Below are 19,942 nucleotides of genomic sequence, written 5' to 3' on the forward strand. Positions count from 1 at the left end.
AGAAAAGGAATACGCAATGACCGATACGAAAGACTGGCAGGCGCTGGCCGAGAAAGAGCTGCGCGGACGCCCGTTGGACGACCTGACGAAAGAGACTTTGGAAGGTATCGACGTCAAACCACTCTATACTCAGGAAGACACGGCTGAACTGCCGCATATGGGATCGTTGCCGGGGTTTGGTCCCTTCACACGTGGTGTGAAGGCCACGATGTATGCCGGGCGTCCGTGGACGATCCGCCAATATGCGGGTTTCTCGACCGCTGAAGAATCAAACGCGTTCTATCGCCGCAATCTGGCGGCCGGTCAGCAGGGTGTGTCGGTCGCTTTCGATCTGGCGACGCACCGAGGCTATGACAGTGACCATCCGCGCGTTGTCGGTGACGTGGGCAAGGCCGGTGTGGCCATCGACAGCGTCGAAGACATGAAGATCCTGTTCGACGGTATTCCATTGGACAAGGTCTCGGTCTCGATGACCATGAACGGGGCGGTGGTTCCAATTCTGGCCAGTTTCATCGTTGCAGGCGAAGAGCAGGGGCATGACAAATCCGTCTTGTCCGGCACTATTCAGAATGACATTCTGAAAGAGTTCATGGTGCGCAACACCTACATCTACCCGCCTGAGCCTTCGATGAAGATCATCTCGGACATCATTGAATTCACATCGAACGAGATGCCGAAATTCAATTCGATCTCGATCTCTGGCTACCACATGCAAGAGGCTGGGGCGAACTTGGTGCAGGAGCTGGCCTATACGCTGGCTGATGGTCGTGAGTATGTGCGGGCTGCAACTCAGGCCGGAATGGACGTGGACAAGTTTGCTGGGCGTCTGTCGTTCTTCTTTGCCATCGGCATGAACTTCTTCATGGAGATCGCCAAACTGCGCGCTGCGCGTACGCTTTGGCACCGGGTGATGACCGATTTTGGCGCGAAATCCGAGCGGTCCAAGATGCTGCGCACCCACTGTCAGACGTCCGGCGTCAGTTTGCAGGAACAAGATCCCTATAACAATGTGATCCGCACCGCCTATGAAGCGATGAGTGCGGTTCTGGGCGGCACCCAGTCGTTGCACACCAACGCGTTGGACGAGGCGATTGCGCTGCCGACCGACTTCTCGGCCCGCATCGCGCGGAATACGCAGCTGGTTCTGCAAGAGGAAACCGGCGTGACCGATGTGGTCGATCCGCTGGCCGGTTCGTATTACATCGAAAGCCTGACCAATGAGCTGATCGAAAAAGCCTGGGCCTTGATGGAAGAGGTCGAGGAAATGGGCGGCATGACAAAGGCTGTTGCCAGCGGCATGCCCAAGCTGCGGATTGAAGAAAGCGCCGCCCGCCGTCAGGCCATGATCGACCGGGGTGACGAGGTGATCGTCGGCGTCAACAAGTACCGCAAGGAACAGGAAGACCCGATCGACATTCTGGACGTCGACAATGTGGCCGTGCGCGAAGCTCAGGTCGCGCGATTGGAACGTATCCGTGCAACCCGTGACGAAGCCGCCTGTCAAACGGCACTGGATGCTCTGACCAAGACCGCCCGCGAGGGTGGAAACCTGCTGGCTGCTGCCGTTGAGGCCGCCCGCGCCCGTGCATCCGTAGGAGAGATCAGCATGGCAATGGAAAAAGAATTCGGTCGCCACCGCGCCGAAGTGAAAACGTTGGCCGGTGTCTATGGCGCGGCATATGAAGGCGATGAAGGCTTTGCTGCGATCCAGAAATCCATCGAAGAGTTTGCCGAGGCCGAAGGCCGCCGTCCACGCCTGCTTGTGGTCAAGATGGGGCAAGACGGGCATGACCGCGGTGCCAAGGTGATCGCAACCGCCTTTGCGGATATCGGGTTTGACGTGGATGTAGGCCCGCTGTTCCAAACCCCGGCTGAGGCCGCGCAGGACGCCGTGGACAACGACGTGCACGTCATCGGTATTTCGTCGCAGGCAGCGGGGCACAAAACACTGGCACCGCAGCTAGTAGAAGAGCTGAAGAAAGCCGGTGCCGAGGACATTCTTGTAATCTGCGGCGGGGTGATCCCGCAGCAGGATTATCGATTCCTCTATGATCACGGCGTCAAAGCGATCTTTGGCCCGGGCACCAACATCCCCGAAGCCGCTCAGGACATCCTGCGCCTGATCGGTGAAGCGAAAGGCTGAGGGTTTCAAAGATTTTCGTCGAAAAATCTTGTGATCCACCGCCTTTAAGGAAAACATGCGACCAGATCCGATAGGGTTTGGTCGTTTTTCATAGGAGGCGCTGCGTGTTACTGGATCATCTGGCGGTTGCGGGCGAAACGCTCGAAGAAGCGTCTGCCCATGTCGAACAGGCATTGGGAGTACCGCTGCAGGACGGCGGCAAGCATGAAAGGTTTGGCACATATAACCGCCTGTTAGGATTGCGAGACGGCTTGTATCTTGAGGCCATCGCGATTGACCCACAGGCACCGAATCCGCATAGAACCAGATGGTTCGATCTGGACCGGTTCAAGGGCGTGCCGCGCCTTACCAACTGGATATGCCGGGTGCCGGACATTTCAGCCTCGTTGACCGTGTTTCCGGATGGGGTGGGCCACCCGATCGACCTGGCCCGTGGCGCATTGAGATGGCAAATGGCGGTTCCGCCAAACGGGCGTCTGCCCTTCGACAATCTGTTCCCGGCGCTTATTCAGTGGCACGGAGATTTGCATCCGGCAAATATGCTGCAGGATAGCGGATGTTGCTTGCGTCGGTTGGTGGTTTTTCACCCGGACGCGCTGGAGCTAGCCAGGCTGCTAGGCGAAATGGACGCTGTGGTTTTCGACACTGGCCCGGCCGCATTGCGGGCAGAGTTCGAAACACCGCATGGGAAACGCGTTTTGGAATGAAAATCAGACAAGCCAAAGCTGCGGATGCCAAAGAGATAGCTGCGATCACCAACGCAATCATCCGCGACACGCTGGTAACATTCACAACCGACGAACGCAGTGTAGACAGCATTGCGCGTGACATCGAAGCGCGCGGTCCGGCCTATCTTGTGGCTGAACAGGACGACCAGATTCTTGGGTTTGCCACCTATGGTCCGTTTCGATCCGGTCCGGGATACGCGCAGTGCCGAGAGCTAACGATCCAACTGGCCACTGATGCGCGTGAACAAGGTACGGGGCGCGTTTTGATGCGGTCGCTTGAGGCCGCCGCCCGGGCAGAAGGAACTCATGCACTGGTGGCGGGAATTTCTTCGGCAAATCCGGCGGCAGTTTCTTTTCACGCGGCCGTGGGCTTTGTCGAAGTCGGACGCATGCCCGAGGTTGGGTTCAAGTGGGGGAAACGCCTGGACCTTGTGCTGATGCAGAAAATTCTTGCCACAGACGGTTTGGTTGCACCTGACAGTCCCGATTTGGGACGCTAGGGTGCGCTCATGTCGATCTGGATCCGTATATCCGATGCGCTAAGCGCGCTTGCCCAGGGTGAAAGCCTTACCGCAGTCTTTGAAAAGCTGCGCTCGCCACCTGAACGGTCGGTGGCCTTCACCATCGCCGTGATCGCACTGGGCGCGAAAATGGCCAAGGCTGACGGGCAAGTGACGCGAGATGAGGTCACCGCTTTCCGCGACGTATTCCAGATCGCGCGTGATGACGAGGAAGGCGCGGCGCGTGTGTTCAACATGGCCCGCACGGATGTTGCGGGATATCAGGACTATGCCCGCAAGATCGCGCGCATGTTTTCCGAAGACAGCACCACGCTGTGCGACCTGATGGAAGGGTTGTTCCACATCGCCATGGCGGACGGGTTCTATCACCCCAACGAAAACGAGTTTCTGGAAGAGGTCAGCCATATTTTCGGCCAGACCGATGCGCAGTTCATGGCCTTGCGTGCACGGTTTGTGCCTGATGCGCCCAACGATCCTTACACGGTTCTTGGGGTGCCTCGCGACATGCCGCTGCGCGACATTCGCAAGGTGTGGCGGCAACTTGTGCGCGAAACACATCCCGATGCGATGTTGGCACGTGGTGTCCCAGAAGAGGCCGTACGTTTGGCTGAAAAGAAGATGATCGACATCAACCGTGCCTGGGACGAAATCAACGGCGCGCAGGCCTGAGGCATGCGCCTCGCGACTTATAACATCGAGTGGTTCGCCAATCTGTTTGATCGTCATGATGAACTGATCGCCGATGACCGTTGGTCAGGTCGCCATGATGTCACCAAAGCACAGCAGATCGAGGCTATCGCCAAGGTTCTGACGGCGATCGATGCGGATGCTGTGCTGGTTGTCGAAGCACCAAACACAGGAAAATCTCAGAACACGGTCCGCGCGCTACAAAACTTTGCTGAGGCGTTCGATTTGCGCACCAGCGAAGCCGTGATGGGATTTGCCAACGATACGCACCAAGAACTGGCCTTGTTGTATGACCCGCGCGTTCTGAGGGTGCGACATGATCCAAAGGACGGAGGGCACCGGGCTCCGCGTTTCGATCAGGTGTTTCACATCGACCTCGATATCGACGCAACCGAGGATCAGGTACAGTTTTCCAAGCCGCCAATGGAACTAGCCGTCGAAACCAAGGCAGGCGAACCGTTTCGTCTTATCGGCGCGCATCTGAAGTCAAAGGCGCCTCACGGGGCGGAAACCCGCGACGCGGCGATCCGCATCTCGATCGCCAATCGTCGGAAACAGCTGGCTCAGGCGATCTGGCTGGGCAGGCGGGTTAAGGCGCATCTGGCGGCCGATGATCAGGTGATCTTAATGGGCGATCTGAACGATGGTCCGGGGCTGGACGAGTTCGAAAACTTGTTTGGTCGTTCATCGGTTGAAATCTTGCTACAATCGGGGGTGTTCGACCCCCACGCGGATACGGCCTTTGGGTCAGAACCGGGTGAACGCCCGTCGACCGCGCGCTTTTATCGGCCCCAAGATCGCGGGTATCTTGAGGCGTTGTTGGATTACATCATGATCAGCGATGGGTTAAGGGATCGTCGCCCGGACTGGCGCATATGGCATCCGTTTCGCGATCCGGCCTGCCGTGACGCGCGTGACCTGCATGAGGCATTGTTAACCGCGTCCGACCATTTCCCTGTCACTCTGGATATCGAGCTGTGATCTTTCAACCGTGTTTCAGTTGCCCTATATTTTCAATATGAAACGTTTCATTCCAATCTGCGCGTTGACCGTCGTTATGGCCCTTCCGGCGTCTGCCGAGGAAGAGGGGAACAAATCCCTGATGGAGCAGGGCGCAGAGCTGTTCTTTGAAGGCCTGCGCCAAGAGATGGAGCCTGCTTTGGATGACCTATTGGGCCTGGCCGAACAGTTTGGCCCGGCCATGCAGTCCTTTATTGCTGAAATGGGCCCTGCCTTGGCCGAGCTGGCTGATGAGATTGAGGATTGGAGCGCCTATGAAGCACCCGAGATCCTGCCTAACGGCGATATAATTATCCGCAAAAAGCCGCCGCAGGACCCAGAGATACAGCCAGAGATCCCTGAAGGCCCGCCCGAGGGCGAAACCGAGATTTGATATCTAGCCCCGGATGATGACGCGAGTCTCGGATTTCAAAGCGTTGCCGAGTGACTTTAGCCGTGCCTCGGCCACTTCGTTGAACAGGGGGCGTGCTGCAGTTGGCAAGAACAGGTCCAGTTGTTGCTTCTTGGGGTAAAATTTCAAAGTCGCCATCGGCGCATCGTTCTGCATCCACAGCATAGCACCAAACCGCATGGCCTTTCCCAAAATCTCGGCCTGTTTCTGGTCTTTCTCGTCTAGGAGTTCGTACAGTGCGGTGAACCGGTTGCCCTCGCGTTTGTTGCGATACCGGTGTTGCAGGGCCAGCCCGATATAAACTCGCTCCGAGTGCTTCAAGCCGCCCAGATTGGCACGTGTGACGTAGTCGAAACAGACCTCGGCGCGATAGTCAGGATGTGCGCGCCAGCTGACGTCGTGCAACAGACAGGCCGCCTTTATCAGGCGGATGCGCGCGGGTGGGGCTGATTTGAACAGCGGCATCACGAAATCGAGCAGATGTTTTCCGAAACCGGGCAGGCGGGCGTCCTTGGCTTCGGAAAAACGGCTCGCCTCGATCAACGGATCGCGGTCTCGGAGGTTTTGTGGCATCTGCTCGTAAAGCAGACCCTCGCGGATACCATAGCTGGAAATGGCGATATCCTTGGGTTTGAACGTGCGGATCAAGCGTGCCAGCACATCCATCGCATAGGGGATCAGTGCCATCCGTGATCCCGACACACCGGCTTTGCTGCGCAGCTTTTCCGGGTCACCTTTTTCGATGAATTTAATGGTCTCGCGCACCTGCTTGGTGGTCATGCGATATTCATGCAGCACGTTCAGGGGATAACCCCGACGCAGCATGTCCAGACGCGCAAATGCTCGCCAGCTTCCGCCCACTAGGAACAGGCGATCTCGTTGCGGCCCCATCTGGTCGCGCAGATCCTCCATCGTGACCTTGATGTGTGCCTTGCGCGCACGCCGCCCACCTTTGATGTCCCGCAGTTTCAGCGGCCCCAGCGCCGAGGTCAGGCGCCGACCGACACCGCCGTCTCCGATCTCGGCCAATTCCATTGAGGACCCGCCAATATCGCAAATCAGCCCATACGCACCTGGCCATCCCAGCAGGACACCCTGCGCGGACAGGCGTGCCTCTTCATCGCCGTTGATGACCGATACGGTCAGGCCGGTTTCGGCTTTGATTTCGGCACAAAACTCGGGGCCGTCTTCGGCCTCACGCACGGCTGCGGTGGCGACGACATGCAGGCCGGGCAGGCCAAGGTCATCGGAGAGTTGGGCAAACCGGCCCAAAGCGGCCAAGGCGCGTTTGCGACCCGTTGGGTTAAGCCGCCCCGTGTCTGAAAGGCCCGCGCCGAGCTCGCACATCACTTTTTCATTGTAGAAATAAGCCGGTGAGCGCGCGGCACCGTCAAAGATCACCATCCGGACTGAGTTTGATCCGACGTCAACCACGCCCACGCGTGACAGAGCTCGGGCTTGGGGGTCATCAAAGAGGGGTTTTCCGAACGGACCCCAGTCAGGGATTTCGGTAACGACAGTTTGATCCATGTCTCTTCCAGATATTCCGCGTGCAGAATGCGAGATGACCCGGCGTGGGTCAATTCCCAGATTGGATATCATCTAAATCTGCGCTCAAAACACGCACCGCCAAGGCGCGGGTAATGTCGCGCTTTTCCGATAGGGCAAGCTGGTCCAGTTGCGCCACAACACTGGCGGCAGTTTCAAAGCGCCGGTCCATATGTTTGACCAAATAGGCGATGACCTCAGGGCTGGGGTTCAATTGCCGGTCCACGAACAGCTTGGCCAGAACCGCGCCCAGCAATGCGTCATCCGGCGGGTCAAGCGCTACGTGATGCGCGCCCTCGATCCGGCTTTGGAGATCGGGCAACGGAAGTTGCCAGAAATTAGGGGCCAGCCGCCCAGTCATGAGAAGGGCGTTGCCTTCGGCCAACACAAGATTGTGCAAGTGAAACAGTGTTTTCTGTTGTTCTAAGTCGTCCGCGATCATCGGGACGTCTTCAACCGCGACAGGCGCGCGTGCCAGATCCGGCACGTCTTCGTGACGCACATCCGTGGCCTGAATGATCCGACCACCGGTTTCCGCCGCCCAGACATGTGCCAGATGGGTTTTACCTGCACCCGCAGGGCCGCTCAGAACCAGTTTGTTGCCCGGCCAGGACGTGGCCGAGATCATGGCAACCGCAAGTGCATTCGCGGGAGAGACGAAAAAATCCTCACGCCCCAGCGCAGTTTTCGCCGGAAGATCAAAGCTTAGCTGAAGGGCCATACTACAGGTCTTCCTGATCCGCGCTTTCGAGGCCGGTATACAGGCGGCTGCCCAAATAGACCGATGTTGCATACCGCGCCAGCACTCCCAGCGCTGCGGCAACGGGCACCGCGATCAGCATCCCGACAAAGCCGAACAAGGCACCGAAAACTGACAGAGCCAGTAGCAACCACACTGGGTGCAAACCCACTGAGCTACCTACCAGCTTTGGCGTCAGGAAATTGCCTTCGGTTACCTGGCCCAGCGCAAAGATCCCGGCAACCAGACCGATATGCGCCCAATCCCCCCAGAACTGGAACAGCGCCAGACCGATGGCCAGCGTGCCGCCGATAAGCGCGCCGAGGTAGGGAATGAATGTGACCAGACCCGCGATGAAACCGACGATCAGTCCGAACTGCAGGCCGACCGCCATCAGTGCCACGGCGTAATAGGTGCCAAGGATCAGGCAGACCGTGCCCATGCCGCGCACGAATGAGGCCAGAACGGCGTCAATTTCACCGGCCAGTCGTTTGATCGTCGGGGCGTGATCGCGGGGCAGTAGATCACCGATCCGGGCGATCATGCGGTCCCAGTCCAACAGCATGTAGACGGCCACAACCGGAACAATGACCAACAGAACGACGACGTTGATCGCCGAACCCAATGAGGCAGCGACGGATTGCAAGACATCGCCTGTTTTGGATTTCAGCGTTTCACCCAGTGAGACGAGGAATTGGTGCGAATTGGATTCGCGGTCCAGAAGGGACGGGAACTGTTGTTCGATGAAGCTGCGCAGCTGTTGGAACAGGCTTGGCATAACTTCGACCAACTCGATCAACTGGGTAATCAGCGCGGGAACAACCATCAGGATTGCCAGAGCAAAGCCCAGAATGCCAACAACTGTGATGATCGCAGTGGCTGCCATGCGCGACAGGCCCAGATTTTCAAGACGATCTGCAATCGGGTCAAGGAAATAGGCGATTGCACCGCCAATCACAAAGGGTAGCAAAACGTCTCCAAGTGCCCATAGGCAAAGCACAAAAATGGCAGCCGCGACGCCCCAATACCTGAGTTGATCCTTTACCGGCAAGGCCATGCTTGTCCCCTTGTTTTTGGCTCTTACCGGTGTTCTTGGCTTAACCGGTCCCGCGATGCAAGCGGTTCATGCCTTGGGGATTTCCAGGAATTATGAGTCCAGCGTTCCGAGCTCGGGCGTATCAGCCGTGGCGGTTTCATCGGGCCAGTTTGTGCGCCAGATTTCGGCCGACCAAAGCCCGCAGTGAACCGCAGGGCGATCAAAGCCGGGCAGCGGCGGTAACAGTGGCTCGACGATCACTTCGTGACGCGGAACCGCGAAATAAGGGAAGGAATAGCGTTCTTTGCCAGATTTGTTGACCACCCGATGCGGCGTTGATTTCAACCGTCCACCCGACCACAGCTCAAGCATGTCGCCGATATTCACGATAAAGCCGCCGGGTGGGCAATCCGGGGTGATCCATCCGCCATCGCGGGTCTGCACTTCTAGCCCGCCAACGGGGTCGGGGGCGATAATCGTCAGGGCATCCGTGTCCTTGTGGGGATGAATGCCAAAGCCTTCCTCATCCGGTGCCTGCGGCGGATAGTGCAACAGCGTCATGTTTGTCATGGGGGTGGCAAAGGCCTCTTTCAGGACGTTGGGCTTCAGAGCCAGACCGATTTCAAGCGCGCCCAGAAGCAGTTCGGCCACGTGGTCCAGTTGCGACCAATACTCCAATATCACTTCCTGCGCGCCCTGTACTTCAGCTGGCCAGAGGTTCGGGCCATAAAGCGCACAGTCATCACGAACCGGGTGGTCCTCGGAAACTTCGAAATGAAGCTTGTAACCTTCGTATTTGTCCGCCTTGCCCGAGCCATCATTGGGCGTGAAGAAACCCATGGGGATATATCCGCGATAATTGTTGCGGGTGATGGCCTGATCCCACTTGCTCTGTTCATCGATGTCAAAGATCGCGCGCGTCTTGGCACGGACCTGATTAACGGTGTCAGGCGAAACCCCAGTGCCTGTGATGGAGAGAAAGCCGATGTCAGTGCAGGCGTTCAATATCCGCTGAACGGTTGCGTCATGGTCCGGATGGGCCGTGTCTTGCAGCGGAGAGATGTCGATCGTGGGGATTGACTGCATCAGTGAACCCTCACGCCCTGCCGGTCCAGTTCCGCGTGAACAGGGGCAAGGTTCATCGCGTGTAGGTCCTGGTTGCCTTTCAGCGACAAGGCCGCGGCAATTCCTGCACCCTGTCCCATGACCGCGCAACAGGCCATGTTGCGCGTTGCGGCGTGGGCCACCTTGTCCGCACCGTGCGAACGGCCCGCGACCAGCAAGCCTTTGATGCCCTTGGGTAGCATCGAGCGATAGGGAACCTGCAAATATCGCCCCGTGGTCGGCAGGATCAATATGCCATAGCCATCGATGAATTCGGGATAGATACCGATTGTATCCTCGAACCGGCCCTGATGGCGGGCGTCATCTTCAGTCATGTTATAGACCGCATCGATCTTCCGCGTGTCGCGAATGCCGATGGTCATCCCAAAGTTCCGCAGCCGTGCGTTTTCACAACCGGGCATGAACCGGCGCAGCGCCTCAATGGCAAGCATCGACTGGCGGCGGCCCTCAATCTCGCCACGTGTCAAACTGTCGGGGTCCGTGCCGTCGATCTCGGCCAGGTGGATGAGGTTCATATAGGTCAGCTCGCCCGTGTCGTGCATTGCACCCCATGTGCCCGCGATGGTGTTCAGATGCGGCGGGATCAGGCCCTGATCGATGGCCTGCTGGAACGGCTTGTGCACGAAGGGAGAGAACATGTCGTCTTCTTTGCCCGAAGTTTCGATGTTCCACTCACCGCCGCCGCCCCAATCCTTGTAGGTCTGGGGATCTGCCTTGACGCCCTCCATAAAAGCGCGTTTGTCGACACCAGCCAGATGAAACATGACCGAGGCGGCCATCATATCTTCGCGGGCGGTCTTGTGCGTCGGCGCGCCTGCGCGGTGGGCAACATCGGCGTCGCCGGTGGCGTCGATCACAACCTTGGCCAGGATCGCCTCGCGCCCCGCTTTGGATTCAGTAATGATGCCGGTGATCCGGTCACCTTCCATGATCGGAGCGACGAATTGCCGGTGCAGCATCGGATGAACGCCTGCCTCTTCAACCAGCTTGTCGGCCACTAGCTTAAAACCCTCGCTGTCCAATTCATAGCTCAGCGACTGGCTTTCGGGCACCGCGGCGCCCATGTCCTTAGCACGGGTCTCGAACTCCATGCCGATGCCACCAGCCTCGACCGTCTGTTCGTGGCGGTACCAGGCAAAGCCCTCAACACCCACGGCGGTGATATTGCCACCCATACAGCCAAAGCGGTCGACCAACGAAACCTCAACACCGGCGCGCGCCGCAGCCAGCGCGGCGGCCAGTCCGGCTGGGCCTGATCCAACAATAAGAACGTCCGTTTGGTGTACCACGGGAATCTTACGAGCGGGTTCCTGAATGGTCTGCATGGGTGCCCCTTGGAATTACATTTCCGTCACAATCGAAGTCTCTGACTGGCGGGTCAATCAAAAAACCGACTGACCCGAGGTCGCAAAATAACCAATGCATGATTGCCCCCGGCGGGGCTTTGGCATAAGCAACTTTGAAGTCCAAATTCACCTTTAAAGGTTCACCAATGCGCCTCAGCCGTTACTTTCTGCCCGTTCTCAAGGAAAACCCCTCCGAGGCCCAGATCGTCAGCCACCGGCTGATGCTGCGCGCCGGGATGATCAAGCAAGCTTCAGCCGGAATTTACTCCTGGCTGCCGCTGGGCTTCAAAGTGCTGCGCAAGCTGGAAAACATCATCCACGAAGAGCAGGCGCGCGCTGGCCACATCGCGATCCAGATGCCCATCATCCAATCGGCTGACCTGTGGCGCGAATCCGGGCGGTATGATGACTACGGTCAGGAAATGCTGCGCATGAAGGACCGGCATGACCGGGATATGCTGTTCACGCCGACTGCCGAGGAACTGGTCACCGACATCTTCCGCGGTCATGTGAGCAGCTACAAAGACCTGCCGCTGACGCTGTACCAAATCCAGTGGAAGTTCCGCGATGAGATCCGCCCCCGTTTCGGCGTGATGCGTGGGCGCGAATTCTACATGAAGGACGGCTACAATTTCGACCTGACCAAAGAGGATTCGCTGCACTCCTACAATCGCCATCTGGTCACCTATCTGCGCACCTATGAGCGCATGGGCCTGCAAGCCATCCCGATGCGCGCCGATTCCGGCCCCATCGGTGGCGACAACACGCACGAGTTCCTCGTTCTGGCTGATACCGGTGAATCTGAGGTGTTCTATGACAGCGCAGTCACCGACCTGACCTTTGGTGACCGTCAGATCGACTACGACAGCCCCGAGCAGTGCCAGGCCATTCTTGAGGAGTTCACCTCGAAATACGCCCGCACCGATGAGACCCATGACGAGGCGCTGTTCAATCAGGTCCCCGAGGAGCGTCGCCGCGTGGCGCGTGGGATCGAGGTTGGCCAGATCTTCTACTTCGGCACCAAGTATTCCGAAGCCATGGGTGCAACTGTTCAAGGCCCCGACGGAAAGCCGGTTCCTGTTCACATGGGCAGCCACGGTATCGGCGTCAGCCGCTTGATCGGTGCAATCATCGAGGCCAGCCATGACGACAAGGGCATCATCTGGCCCGAAGGCGTGACGCCGTTCCATTGCGGTATCGTCAACCTGAAACAGGGTGATGGCGAGGCCGACGCCGCGTGTAACAAGATTTACGGCGCGCTGACTGCGCTGGGCCTCGACCCATTGTATGATGACCGTAAGGAACGGGCAGGGGGCAAGTTCGCCACCATGGACTTGATCGGTCTGCCGTGGCGCATCACCGTTGGCCCGCGCGGTCTGAAAAACGGAGTGGTTGAACTGACCTGCCGCCGCACAGGCGAAAGCGAGGAGTTGCCCCCCGAGGCCGCCGTTACCAAGATCGCCGAGATCTATGAGCGCATCGCCTGATACCTCTGACGCGCCGCTGATCTCGGTCATCACCGCGACTTATGACCTGCTGTCGCAAGGGCGGCAGGACAGTTTTCGCGAGGTGATCGATTGCATGGCCCGTCAGAATTGCGGCCGGGCTGAGCATATCATTCAAGATGGGGCGTCGAGTGATGGCACGGTCGAGTTTCTACAGGACCTGACTGCGGACGCACCGCGCACCCGGCTGTTCAGCGAACCGGATACCGGTTTGTATGACGCAATGAACAAGGGCGCGAAGGCCGCGCGTGGGGAATATCTGTTGTTCCTGAACTCGGATGACTCGCTGGCATCCGACGACATTTTGAACATCGTCGCTGATCGGCTTGAAGCGACACAGCCGGATTTCCTGTTCGGTTCGACGTTGCGCCGGTTCGAGGATGGATCAGAAAGCCGAGAGAAACGGATGTCGCTGACAGCGATTCTGCAGCGGATGCCGTTCTGCCATAACTCGGTGTTGCTGAAGCGGGATGTGTTTTTGGCGCTGGGCGGACATGCCACTCAATTTAGCGTCGCGGCCGATTACGATCTGATGTTACGCCTTTTGACCGAAGGGTATCAGGGCGAGCGCATTGACGACCCGATATCCATGTTCTGGGGCAGGGGTGCCACGAGCGACGATGTCGCAACAGCGGAAGACTACGCCCGTGTCTGGATGAATTACTACGGCGGTTACAGGTCGACCGATAGTCTGACACAATCCGATTTCGTTCGGTATTACCAACGTGGTCACATGCCCGCGGCACTGATCCTTGAGCGAATGTTAAAGCCCGGCACGTCGGATGCCATCAAAGCCGCCGCGCGCCACAGTCTGTGGAAGACCACACGCCGATCCGTTCAGTTCTGGCGCAGCTTTTAGGCGCGTCAGGCCGTCGGTCGGGCAGTCAGAACATCTCCGTTGGCCTCATGGCCCCGTGCCACGACGATCGGACGGCCCAGCTGTCGCACCAGATCCCTGAATTCAAGGCCCAGGAAACGCAGACCGCAAACCCGGTCTCCGGTGGTTTGATCGGTGATGCACATCCGTCCATCCCGGAACGCCAGACAATATCCCTTGTCGTTCAGGATGTCGGTCAGACCAGCCCAGCTTGCCGCGCTGGCAAAGACCGGAAGGATGGTTGCGCGCAGAAGAACTGCGGATTCACAATCCAGTTCGGTTGATGTTTGTCGGACCGAAAATGCGTCCGGTTGTTCAGTTTCAATTCGAATACTCATGAGCGACCCCCGCTCTGTAAAATGAATTCCCCCATAGTCAGGGTGACAAAGTTTCCAAAAATAAGCAAAACGCGAAATAAAATTGCGCTAATAATGTTGCATTTTGAGGTCAGTTTGCCTCGCCATGCTCACATTAACTTCATACCTGAAACAATACCGGGCTGTCTGTGAAGAGCGTCACAACCGGCGGTATATTTTAATGGCGGATGATCTCCTTTAGTTCGAGTGTCCGTTTGACCGGTGGCGTTGCTGATTCGCAATTTCGGGGCTTTGAGAGCGAATTTGACCGCGCCGAAATTGCTGATAAACCGGGCAAAACGATGAAAGGGCCCGCGCTGTGCTGAGTTTCGCGACCGTCGTGTATTCCAAGGACTTTCCCCTGCTTGAACTTCAGGCGCTGTCTTTTGCCCGTTTTGTCGATCCGGACATGGTTTCGTCGATTCACGTGATCATGAATGACTGCGACGAAGATACGCTCAGGGCAAAAATCGAACCCCTTTTGGCTTCATACGGCCCACTGCGATCCAAGGTTCAGGTCCTGGGCGGCGATGACCTGTTGTTGCAGCCCGGTCAGTACGCGCGGCGATCCTTGTCGGATCGGATCATGATCGAAAATCGGTTTCGTATTCCCGGCATTCGCAGGCAGGGGTGGCGCGGGTCCAACGGGTATCGCAGTCAGCAAGTTCTGAAGCTGGGCGCCGCGCGCGTTGCGGCGTCCGAGAACATGGTTGTCCTGGACACCAAGAACGTCTTTCTGCGCAGCTTTGATCCGACTGAGTTCTTTGCTGACAATGGTGCGGCGCGTATCGCTTTCATCGACGTCCAAAGCGATTACCACCGCAATTGGCTGGTCGAGAGCCATGATGCACTGGGCGCGTCAGGTACCGACCTCAACGGGTTAAGGACCACGACATTTGCGACCCCTTTCGCGATGCGCCGATCCTTGGCCTTGGCGCTGTTGGACGAGATCAACGATCGGTATGGCTCGGTGCAGGCGTTGTTTGGATCGCGCAGGCGGCCGTCCGAGTTCATGCTGCTGAATGCGTTCTGCCTCAAGTCGCCTGATGGCTATGCACAGTGGTTCGAGGACCACGCGCAATGCAATATCGGGCTCTGGCCGACCTATTCGCCCGAGGAAATGGCATCGCAGTTGGCGATGCTGGATGATCCCGCTGCATTGACGTTGGGTCTGCATAACCGCGCCTTGTCGCTGTTGCCCGGCGATCTGCGGGATCGTGTGTTTTCCGAGTTGGAAGACAGGGGTATTTGTACCCGACCGCGCGCCGAAGAGGTGCTAAACCGCGCGGCAACGCTGACCGGCTGACAACCGGCTTGACCATCCGGTGAAATGCCGAAAGGGTCGCGACAACAAAATAACCGGAGCAGGCATGGCCAGAACACCCCCGCCCTTTGCCCCATTTGAGTGGAAAATCGCGTGGCGTTACCTGCGCGCGCGCCGTGCCGAAGGTGGCGTGAGCGTTATGACGTGGATTTCCCTGATCGGGATCACGCTGGCCGTCTTTGCCCTGATTGCCACTCTGGCCGTCCGTTCTGGATTTCGGTCCGAATTCGTCGGCACTATTCTGGGCGCAAACGCCCATGTGACTGTGTACTCCGCCGGAGAGTTTGATGCGCAGGGGCGCGTTGACCGCACAATCGCGGAATATGAAGAGATGACCAGCCGGATCGCGCAGGTTCCGGGCGTGGAACGCGCGGCCCCGCTGGTCAAAGGGCAGGTCCTGATTACCAATCGCGATCGCAGCAGCGGGGTCGAGGTCTTTGGTATCCGCCCCGACGACTTGCGCGATCTGCCGGGCGTCGCGCAAAGCGAACAAGCCGTCGGTGATCTGACCCAGTTTCAAGACGGAGAGGATGTGATTGCCATTGGGTCCGGTGTGGCGCGCAGCATCGGAGCGGCGGTTGGTGACACGGTCAAACTGACCTCACCCAATGGGGTGAAAACCGCCTTTGGGACGTCTCCGCGCGTGAACGCTTATCAGGTGGTCTATGTGTTCTCGGCCGGGCGGTATGACATCGACCGCACCCGCGTTTATATGCCGTTCACGCAAGCTCAGAGCTTTTTCAACCGCGACGGTGTGGCCGACGAGATCGAAGTGATGGTCGAACGGCCCGAGGAAATGACCCCGGTTCTGATTCCCATCCTCGAGGCCGCAGGCGGGCGCAGCCAGATCTGGACTTGGCAGGATGCGTCGGGCGGATTTCTGCGTGCGCTTGAGGTTGAGGACAACGTGATGTTTATCATCCTGTCGATCCTCGTCCTGATCGCAGCAATGAACATCGTGTCGGGCCTGATCATGCTGGTGAAAAACAAGGGGCGCGATATCGGTATCCTGCGCACCATTGGCCTGAGCGAAGGGTCGATCCTGCGGGTCTTTTTCATCTGCGGTGCATTCACAGGCATCATTGGCACCGTCATGGGCGTGATCCTCGGCTGCCTGTTTGCCATCTATATCGACCCGATATTCTCATTCGTGAACTACGTCATGGGCGGCGGCGTCTGGGATCCGTCCATTCGCGGCATCTACTCCTTACCCGCCGAGTTGCACCTTTCAGATGTTCTCAAGGCGATTGGGCTGTCGTTGGGGCTGTCATTCATCGTCACCTATTTCCCGGCCCGCCGCGCGGCGCGGCTGAACCCGGTTGAGGCGCTGCGCTATGAATGATCTGACGATGCGGCTGAACGGTTTGACCAAGACCTACCTCAAGGGCACTCCAGGTGAGGTGCAGGTGTTGCGTGGGGTCGATCTGGAATTGCGCGCAGGTGAGGCTGTGGCTTTGGTCGCGCCATCCGGGGCAGGCAAATCGACACTGTTGCACATTGCTGGGCTACTGGACAAACCAGATGAAGGATCAGTTGAGATCGCGGGCCAGAATGTAGCGGGCAGGGGGGATCGAACCCGTACAGCGCTTAGACGGCAGGACGTTGGGTTCGTGTACCAGTTCCATCATTTGTTGCCCGAGTTTACTGCGCTGGAAAACATCACCCTGCCGCAACTGGCTAACGGTGTATCCGAGAAGGCTGCACTGGACAGGGCGATGGCCTTGCTGGACCGCGTTGGAGTGGCGGCACGTGCCAAACACCGCCCCGCCGCCCTGTCAGGGGGCGAGCAGCAGCGTGTTGCGTTTTGCCGGGCCCTGGCGAACAAGCCACGCGTTTTGCTGGCGGATGAACCGACCGGTAACCTGGATCCCGAAACCTCGGATCAGGTATTTGGTGCTTTGATGTCGCTGGTCCGGGATGAAGGGCTTTCAGCGTTGATTGTCACGCATAACATGGATCTGGCCGCGCGGATGGACCGAAAACTGCGGCTGGAGGCGGGTGTTCTTAAGCCAGTTGAGTGATGGCGACACCGGCCGCCATCACGGCGATACCCCCGGCCCTTATCCATGTCAGCGGCGTGACCTGAGCACCAAACAGGCCAAAATGATCGATGGCCGCCGTGCTGATCAGCTGTCCAAGCAGAACAAAGAACACTGCGTTACCGACCCCGAAATGGGGGGCAACATGCGTGATCGACAAAACATAAAACGCAATCAAAACACCGGCCAACAACAGGTGTTTCGGGGCTTGGGCCACCTTGGATAGCGCTTCCATTCCTGGAAACAGCAGCATGACCAGGGCTGACGCCAGGAACGCGATGGCAAACAGGACTACGCCGGCGGTTGTCGGGGACCCGATCAGCTTGCCCAGTGCGGCATTCAAAGCCGCCAGAATCGGAACGCCGATCCCGGCCGCCAGCATAATGGCTGCGTATTGTGTCATTGCCCGTATCCTCCCGCTTCGTTGATCTGGATCATTGCGCCAAGCCGCCCGGCGGGCAAGCCTGCAAATGTCAATCGTGACAGGAGGATGCGATGATCAGACCGATGTTCAGGGCCGTTTGCGCGAGTGTTGCTGCGTTGGCGTCTCAGGCCATAGCGCAGAACGTTGAAACCGGTGCCGAACTCTATCAGCATTATTGTGCGACTTGTCATGGGATCGATGCGACCGGGCAGGGGCCAATGGCTGGTGTGTTGGTGATCCAGCCGACTGATCTGACACAGCTGGCATCCGGGGATGGAATGTTCCCAACAGCCAGCGTTGTGGCGCGTATCGACGGGCGTGATCCCTTGGTAAGTCATGGCAGCCCGATGCCGGTTTACGGTCCCTATTTCGACGGGCAGGATACCACGATGAAAACCCCAGACGGTCAGCCTATCCTGACCAGTCAGCCGATTGTGGATCTGGTGGCATATCTGGAGACGCTGCAATAAGGCTTAGCCTTCGCGGCAGATCCCTTCGACCTTCGCTCCGCTCCACGGAATGACAACGGCACGCTCGCGTTGCGCGCCAGGCAGCGGTGACAAGTCGAAATGCGCGCCCAACATGTCATGCAGGCGCTGGGTCCGCGGTGCGGTAGGGTCCAATGCCCGGCAGCAGACGTATTCCTCGACGATCGCCCCCTGTTGTTCGAATCCATAGGATAAAAAATCAGGCGATGTCTGCAGGTCGAACAAGTACGGGTCCTTGCTTCCGCCATGTTCGGCGGCGGCTCGCAGGGGGTGGTAACCAGTGGACTGGCGGTTCTGCCATTGCCAGACGTGGGTCAGTTCGTGTGCAAGCAACATCCCGGCAATAAGGTCCATCTGTTCCGGGAAATCGGACATATAGTCCTCAAGGTACCAGTCCTTGTTAAAATAGACCTTATTGAACAACGCAACAGCGGCGGGTTTCGCGGTGACGACACCTTCTTCGGTTGGTGGCAGGATACGTTCCCGACAGGCCAAGCGCGGCCGGTCCTTGCGGTAAAACGTGATCGGCGTTACCGGCGCACCTTCGACAAGTCGCACGCGATCCAAATCCAGCGTGTCGCCTTGAACGGCACTTGCAAATGCGCGTTCCTGATCCGTCAAAGGGCGACCACAGGCAGCAAGCAAAATTAATAGCGTCATCAAAATACGAAAGGCCATAATCAAAGCCTAATGCGAAGTGCCCGCGCTGCAACCCGTTTTCACAGGCTCATTGCCAAAACCCTGCTGATTTCGGACAGCGATCGGCCGGATTGTTTCATCCATGTATTAAAGGCCTCTTGCACCGCAGCCATCGCCTTTTTTGATGTTGGGGCCTTGTCGACCACGCCTTCGCCAATCAATCGCGCGATGACGTCTTGCGAGAGGATAAAGCTGTCGCGCCCTGCAAATCGCATGGCGTATTGGGCCGAAGCCCCGCCCAGACGCGACCCTCGCTTGCCCAGCATCGCTAGCAGCCCGGCAAAGTCGTCCGATGGCCAACCCCCAAGAACCTGACCCGCACCGCCTTCGTCACGAAGCTCCAGCAAAAAGGCGGCATTGTCACGAACAGTCGCGATCTTGGTTCCGTTGCGCACAATGCGGGTATCCTGCAGCAAGGCGTCGAATTTCTCATCATCCATGAAGGCGCAGCGTCCGACATCGAAACCGTCAAATGCGATTTCAAACCCGTCCCACTTGTTTTCGATGACCTTCCAGTTGAACCCCGCCTGAAAGATGGATTTGGTGATAATCGAAAGCCAGCGATCTTCCGGCATCTCAGCAAGCTCGGCCAGACTTTTGGGTTTGCTCAACTTTTCATTCAACGCATCCGGACCACCATGGCGATTGGCAGCCATTACAAAAATTTCATCGAAGTGATGCATCAATCATGTCCTCCACCGACAAAGTTGCTTGTTGATCGCTTCGTCGCAAGGTCTCAAAGAGAGTGAGTTTTTGGACATTTGGTGCGTCTGAGATCAAAAAATGCAAAAAAATTGAACATCGGGAAAAGAAATACTCGACAAAACAGGGGATTCGGGTTTGTGATTGACTCGTCAATCAAAGACCTGCGCCAAATATTTGTGTTAAGCAAAAACGCGCGCGATCAGTACAACGCAGCGGGTGGGGACTTGCAGCTTAGTACAAG

The 19,942-nt window shown here is 57.9% G+C and carries 21 protein-coding genes; 12 read left to right on the forward strand and 9 right to left on the reverse strand.

The window, feature by feature from the left end; all coding sequences use genetic code 11:
* The first annotated feature begins 16 nt into the window (after positions 1 to 16).
* The 6 genes from scpA (at position 17) to AC2FI9_RS11925 (ending at position 5,472) form a co-directional block, all read left to right on the forward strand.
* Positions 17 to 2,143: a methylmalonyl-CoA mutase gene (gene scpA, locus AC2FI9_RS11900; protein ID WP_496767867.1), complete on the forward strand. Its 2,127-nt coding sequence runs from the start codon at positions 17 to 19 to the stop codon at positions 2,141 to 2,143.
* A 104-nt stretch (positions 2,144 to 2,247) separates the two neighbouring features.
* Positions 2,248 to 2,850, forward strand: coding sequence for a VOC family protein (locus AC2FI9_RS11905; protein ID WP_496767868.1), 603 nt, complete (start codon positions 2,248 to 2,250; stop codon positions 2,848 to 2,850).
* Positions 2,847 to 3,371 (forward strand): GNAT family N-acetyltransferase, encoded by a 525-nt coding sequence (locus AC2FI9_RS11910; RefSeq protein ID WP_496767870.1) that lies wholly within the window; start codon positions 2,847 to 2,849, stop codon positions 3,369 to 3,371. Before AC2FI9_RS11905 ends, AC2FI9_RS11910 begins: the two co-directional genes overlap by 4 nt.
* 9 nt (positions 3,372 to 3,380) lie before the next feature.
* On the forward strand, positions 3,381 to 4,061 hold the full coding sequence (locus AC2FI9_RS11915; protein ID WP_496767872.1) for a TerB family tellurite resistance protein: 681 nt from the start codon (positions 3,381 to 3,383) through the stop codon (positions 4,059 to 4,061).
* Between the two features lie 3 nt (positions 4,062 to 4,064).
* Positions 4,065 to 5,060, forward strand: coding sequence for an endonuclease/exonuclease/phosphatase family protein (locus tag AC2FI9_RS11920; RefSeq protein ID WP_496767874.1), 996 nt, complete (start codon positions 4,065 to 4,067; stop codon positions 5,058 to 5,060).
* 37 nt (positions 5,061 to 5,097) lie between these two features.
* A complete protein-coding gene (locus AC2FI9_RS11925; protein ID WP_496767878.1) occupies positions 5,098 to 5,472 on the forward strand; it encodes a hypothetical protein in 375 nt (124 codons plus the stop codon).
* Positions 5,473 to 5,475: 3 nt separating this feature from the next.
* Here AC2FI9_RS11925 and AC2FI9_RS11930 read toward each other — a convergent pair whose 3' ends face one another.
* The 5 genes from AC2FI9_RS11930 to AC2FI9_RS11950 all read right to left on the reverse strand — a co-directional run bounded on the left by AC2FI9_RS11930 (position 5,476) and on the right by AC2FI9_RS11950 (position 11,263).
* The gene (locus AC2FI9_RS11930) at positions 5,476 to 7,020 is read right to left on the reverse strand and encodes a Ppx/GppA family phosphatase (RefSeq protein WP_496767880.1); all 1,545 of its coding nucleotides are present in this window, start codon (positions 7,018 to 7,020) and stop codon (positions 5,476 to 5,478) included.
* A 49-nt stretch (positions 7,021 to 7,069) separates the two neighbouring features.
* Entirely contained in the window at positions 7,070 to 7,759 is a 690-nt protein-coding gene (locus tag AC2FI9_RS11935) for an HdaA/DnaA family protein (RefSeq protein ID WP_496767883.1), read from the reverse strand.
* A 1-nt stretch (position 7,760) separates the two neighbouring features.
* Positions 7,761 to 8,834 carry an AI-2E family transporter gene (locus AC2FI9_RS11940; protein WP_496767885.1) on the reverse strand — a complete coding sequence of 358 codons (1,074 nt, stop codon included), beginning with the start codon at positions 8,832 to 8,834 and terminating at the stop codon, positions 7,761 to 7,763.
* Positions 8,835 to 8,924: 90 nt separating this feature from the next.
* On the reverse strand, positions 8,925 to 9,899 hold the full coding sequence (locus AC2FI9_RS11945; RefSeq protein ID WP_496767887.1) for an isopenicillin N synthase family dioxygenase: 975 nt from the start codon (positions 9,897 to 9,899) through the stop codon (positions 8,925 to 8,927).
* Complete coding sequence (locus AC2FI9_RS11950; protein WP_496767889.1) at positions 9,899 to 11,263, reverse strand: FAD-dependent oxidoreductase; 1,365 nt, start codon at positions 11,261 to 11,263, stop codon at positions 9,899 to 9,901. The genes AC2FI9_RS11945 and AC2FI9_RS11950 overlap by 1 nt, the downstream gene beginning before the upstream one ends.
* 167 nt (positions 11,264 to 11,430) lie before the next feature.
* On the opposite strand from AC2FI9_RS11950, the gene proS reads away from it, so the two are divergent.
* Entirely contained in the window at positions 11,431 to 12,771 is a 1,341-nt protein-coding gene (gene proS / locus AC2FI9_RS11955; RefSeq protein WP_496767892.1) for a proline--tRNA ligase, read from the forward strand.
* Entirely contained in the window at positions 12,755 to 13,648 is an 894-nt protein-coding gene (locus tag AC2FI9_RS11960) for a glycosyltransferase family 2 protein (protein ID WP_496767894.1), read from the forward strand. The genes proS and AC2FI9_RS11960 overlap by 17 nt, the downstream gene beginning before the upstream one ends.
* A gap of 5 nt (positions 13,649 to 13,653) precedes the next feature.
* Here AC2FI9_RS11960 and AC2FI9_RS11965 read toward each other — a convergent pair whose 3' ends face one another.
* Positions 13,654 to 14,004, reverse strand: a complete 351-nt coding sequence (locus AC2FI9_RS11965; protein WP_496767896.1) for a hypothetical protein — start codon at positions 14,002 to 14,004, stop codon at positions 13,654 to 13,656.
* A gap of 337 nt (positions 14,005 to 14,341) precedes the next feature.
* Between AC2FI9_RS11965 and AC2FI9_RS11970 the strand changes: the two genes are divergently transcribed.
* From AC2FI9_RS11970 to AC2FI9_RS11980, 3 genes are all read left to right on the forward strand, one after another.
* On the forward strand, positions 14,342 to 15,328 hold the full coding sequence (locus AC2FI9_RS11970) for a DUF6492 family protein (protein ID WP_496767899.1): 987 nt from the start codon (positions 14,342 to 14,344) through the stop codon (positions 15,326 to 15,328).
* A gap of 64 nt (positions 15,329 to 15,392) precedes the next feature.
* Positions 15,393 to 16,688, forward strand: coding sequence for a lipoprotein-releasing ABC transporter permease subunit (locus AC2FI9_RS11975; RefSeq protein WP_496767902.1), 1,296 nt, complete (start codon positions 15,393 to 15,395; stop codon positions 16,686 to 16,688).
* On the forward strand, positions 16,681 to 17,367 hold the full coding sequence (locus AC2FI9_RS11980) for an ABC transporter ATP-binding protein (RefSeq protein WP_496767904.1): 687 nt from the start codon (positions 16,681 to 16,683) through the stop codon (positions 17,365 to 17,367). Before AC2FI9_RS11975 ends, AC2FI9_RS11980 begins: the two co-directional genes overlap by 8 nt.
* Here AC2FI9_RS11980 and AC2FI9_RS11985 read toward each other — a convergent pair.
* Positions 17,351 to 17,788: a DMT family transporter gene (locus AC2FI9_RS11985; protein ID WP_058276854.1), complete on the reverse strand. Its 438-nt coding sequence runs from the start codon at positions 17,786 to 17,788 to the stop codon at positions 17,351 to 17,353. The two genes, AC2FI9_RS11980 and AC2FI9_RS11985, sit on opposite strands and share 17 nt — an antisense overlap.
* A 92-nt stretch (positions 17,789 to 17,880) precedes the next feature.
* On the opposite strand from AC2FI9_RS11985, the gene AC2FI9_RS11990 reads away from it, so the two are divergent.
* On the forward strand, positions 17,881 to 18,279 hold the full coding sequence (locus tag AC2FI9_RS11990) for a c-type cytochrome (protein ID WP_496767907.1): 399 nt from the start codon (positions 17,881 to 17,883) through the stop codon (positions 18,277 to 18,279).
* A gap of 3 nt (positions 18,280 to 18,282) precedes the next feature.
* Here the strand turns inward: AC2FI9_RS11990 and AC2FI9_RS11995 are convergent, their stop codons facing one another.
* Together AC2FI9_RS11995 and AC2FI9_RS12000 are read right to left on the reverse strand one after the other, a co-directional pair.
* Positions 18,283 to 18,957 (reverse strand): hypothetical protein, encoded by a 675-nt coding sequence (locus tag AC2FI9_RS11995; protein WP_496767909.1) that lies wholly within the window; start codon positions 18,955 to 18,957, stop codon positions 18,283 to 18,285.
* A 59-nt stretch (positions 18,958 to 19,016) separates the two neighbouring features.
* Positions 19,017 to 19,679: a DNA-3-methyladenine glycosylase I gene (locus tag AC2FI9_RS12000; protein WP_496767911.1), complete on the reverse strand. Its 663-nt coding sequence runs from the start codon at positions 19,677 to 19,679 to the stop codon at positions 19,017 to 19,019.
* Between the last annotated feature and the right edge of the window lie 263 nt (positions 19,680 to 19,942).

The organism is Ruegeria sp. CDSA246 (genome assembly GCF_059611225.1).

Excerpts from the sequence above, each read along its gene's own strand:
- scpA (WP_496767867.1), top strand. The coding sequence starts at position 17 with ATGACCGATACGAAAGACTGGCAGGCGCTGGCCGAGAAAGAGCTGCGC.
- AC2FI9_RS11910 (WP_496767870.1), top strand. The coding sequence starts at position 2,847 with ATGAAAATCAGACAAGCCAAAGCTGCGGATGCCAAAGAGATAGCTGCG.
- AC2FI9_RS11915 (WP_496767872.1), top strand. The coding sequence starts at position 3,381 with ATGTCGATCTGGATCCGTATATCCGATGCGCTAAGCGCGCTTGCCCAG.
- AC2FI9_RS11920 (WP_496767874.1), top strand. The coding sequence starts at position 4,065 with ATGCGCCTCGCGACTTATAACATCGAGTGGTTCGCCAATCTGTTTGAT.
- AC2FI9_RS11925 (WP_496767878.1), top strand. The coding sequence starts at position 5,098 with ATGAAACGTTTCATTCCAATCTGCGCGTTGACCGTCGTTATGGCCCTT.
- AC2FI9_RS11930 (WP_496767880.1), bottom strand. The coding sequence starts at position 7,020 with ATGGATCAAACTGTCGTTACCGAAATCCCTGACTGGGGTCCGTTCGGA.
- AC2FI9_RS11935 (WP_496767883.1), bottom strand. The coding sequence starts at position 7,759 with ATGGCCCTTCAGCTAAGCTTTGATCTTCCGGCGAAAACTGCGCTGGGG.
- AC2FI9_RS11940 (WP_496767885.1), bottom strand. The coding sequence starts at position 8,834 with ATGGCCTTGCCGGTAAAGGATCAACTCAGGTATTGGGGCGTCGCGGCT.
- AC2FI9_RS11945 (WP_496767887.1), bottom strand. The coding sequence starts at position 9,899 with ATGCAGTCAATCCCCACGATCGACATCTCTCCGCTGCAAGACACGGCC.
- AC2FI9_RS11950 (WP_496767889.1), bottom strand. The coding sequence starts at position 11,263 with ATGCAGACCATTCAGGAACCCGCTCGTAAGATTCCCGTGGTACACCAA.
- proS (WP_496767892.1), top strand. The coding sequence starts at position 11,431 with ATGCGCCTCAGCCGTTACTTTCTGCCCGTTCTCAAGGAAAACCCCTCC.
- AC2FI9_RS11960 (WP_496767894.1), top strand. The coding sequence starts at position 12,755 with ATGAGCGCATCGCCTGATACCTCTGACGCGCCGCTGATCTCGGTCATC.
- AC2FI9_RS11965 (WP_496767896.1), bottom strand. The coding sequence starts at position 14,004 with ATGAGTATTCGAATTGAAACTGAACAACCGGACGCATTTTCGGTCCGA.
- AC2FI9_RS11975 (WP_496767902.1), top strand. The coding sequence starts at position 15,393 with ATGGCCAGAACACCCCCGCCCTTTGCCCCATTTGAGTGGAAAATCGCG.
- AC2FI9_RS11980 (WP_496767904.1), top strand. The coding sequence starts at position 16,681 with ATGAATGATCTGACGATGCGGCTGAACGGTTTGACCAAGACCTACCTC.
- AC2FI9_RS11985 (WP_058276854.1), bottom strand. The coding sequence starts at position 17,788 with ATGACACAATACGCAGCCATTATGCTGGCGGCCGGGATCGGCGTTCCG.
- AC2FI9_RS11990 (WP_496767907.1), top strand. The coding sequence starts at position 17,881 with ATGATCAGACCGATGTTCAGGGCCGTTTGCGCGAGTGTTGCTGCGTTG.
- AC2FI9_RS11995 (WP_496767909.1), bottom strand. The coding sequence starts at position 18,957 with ATGACGCTATTAATTTTGCTTGCTGCCTGTGGTCGCCCTTTGACGGAT.
- AC2FI9_RS12000 (WP_496767911.1), bottom strand. The coding sequence starts at position 19,679 with ATGCATCACTTCGATGAAATTTTTGTAATGGCTGCCAATCGCCATGGT.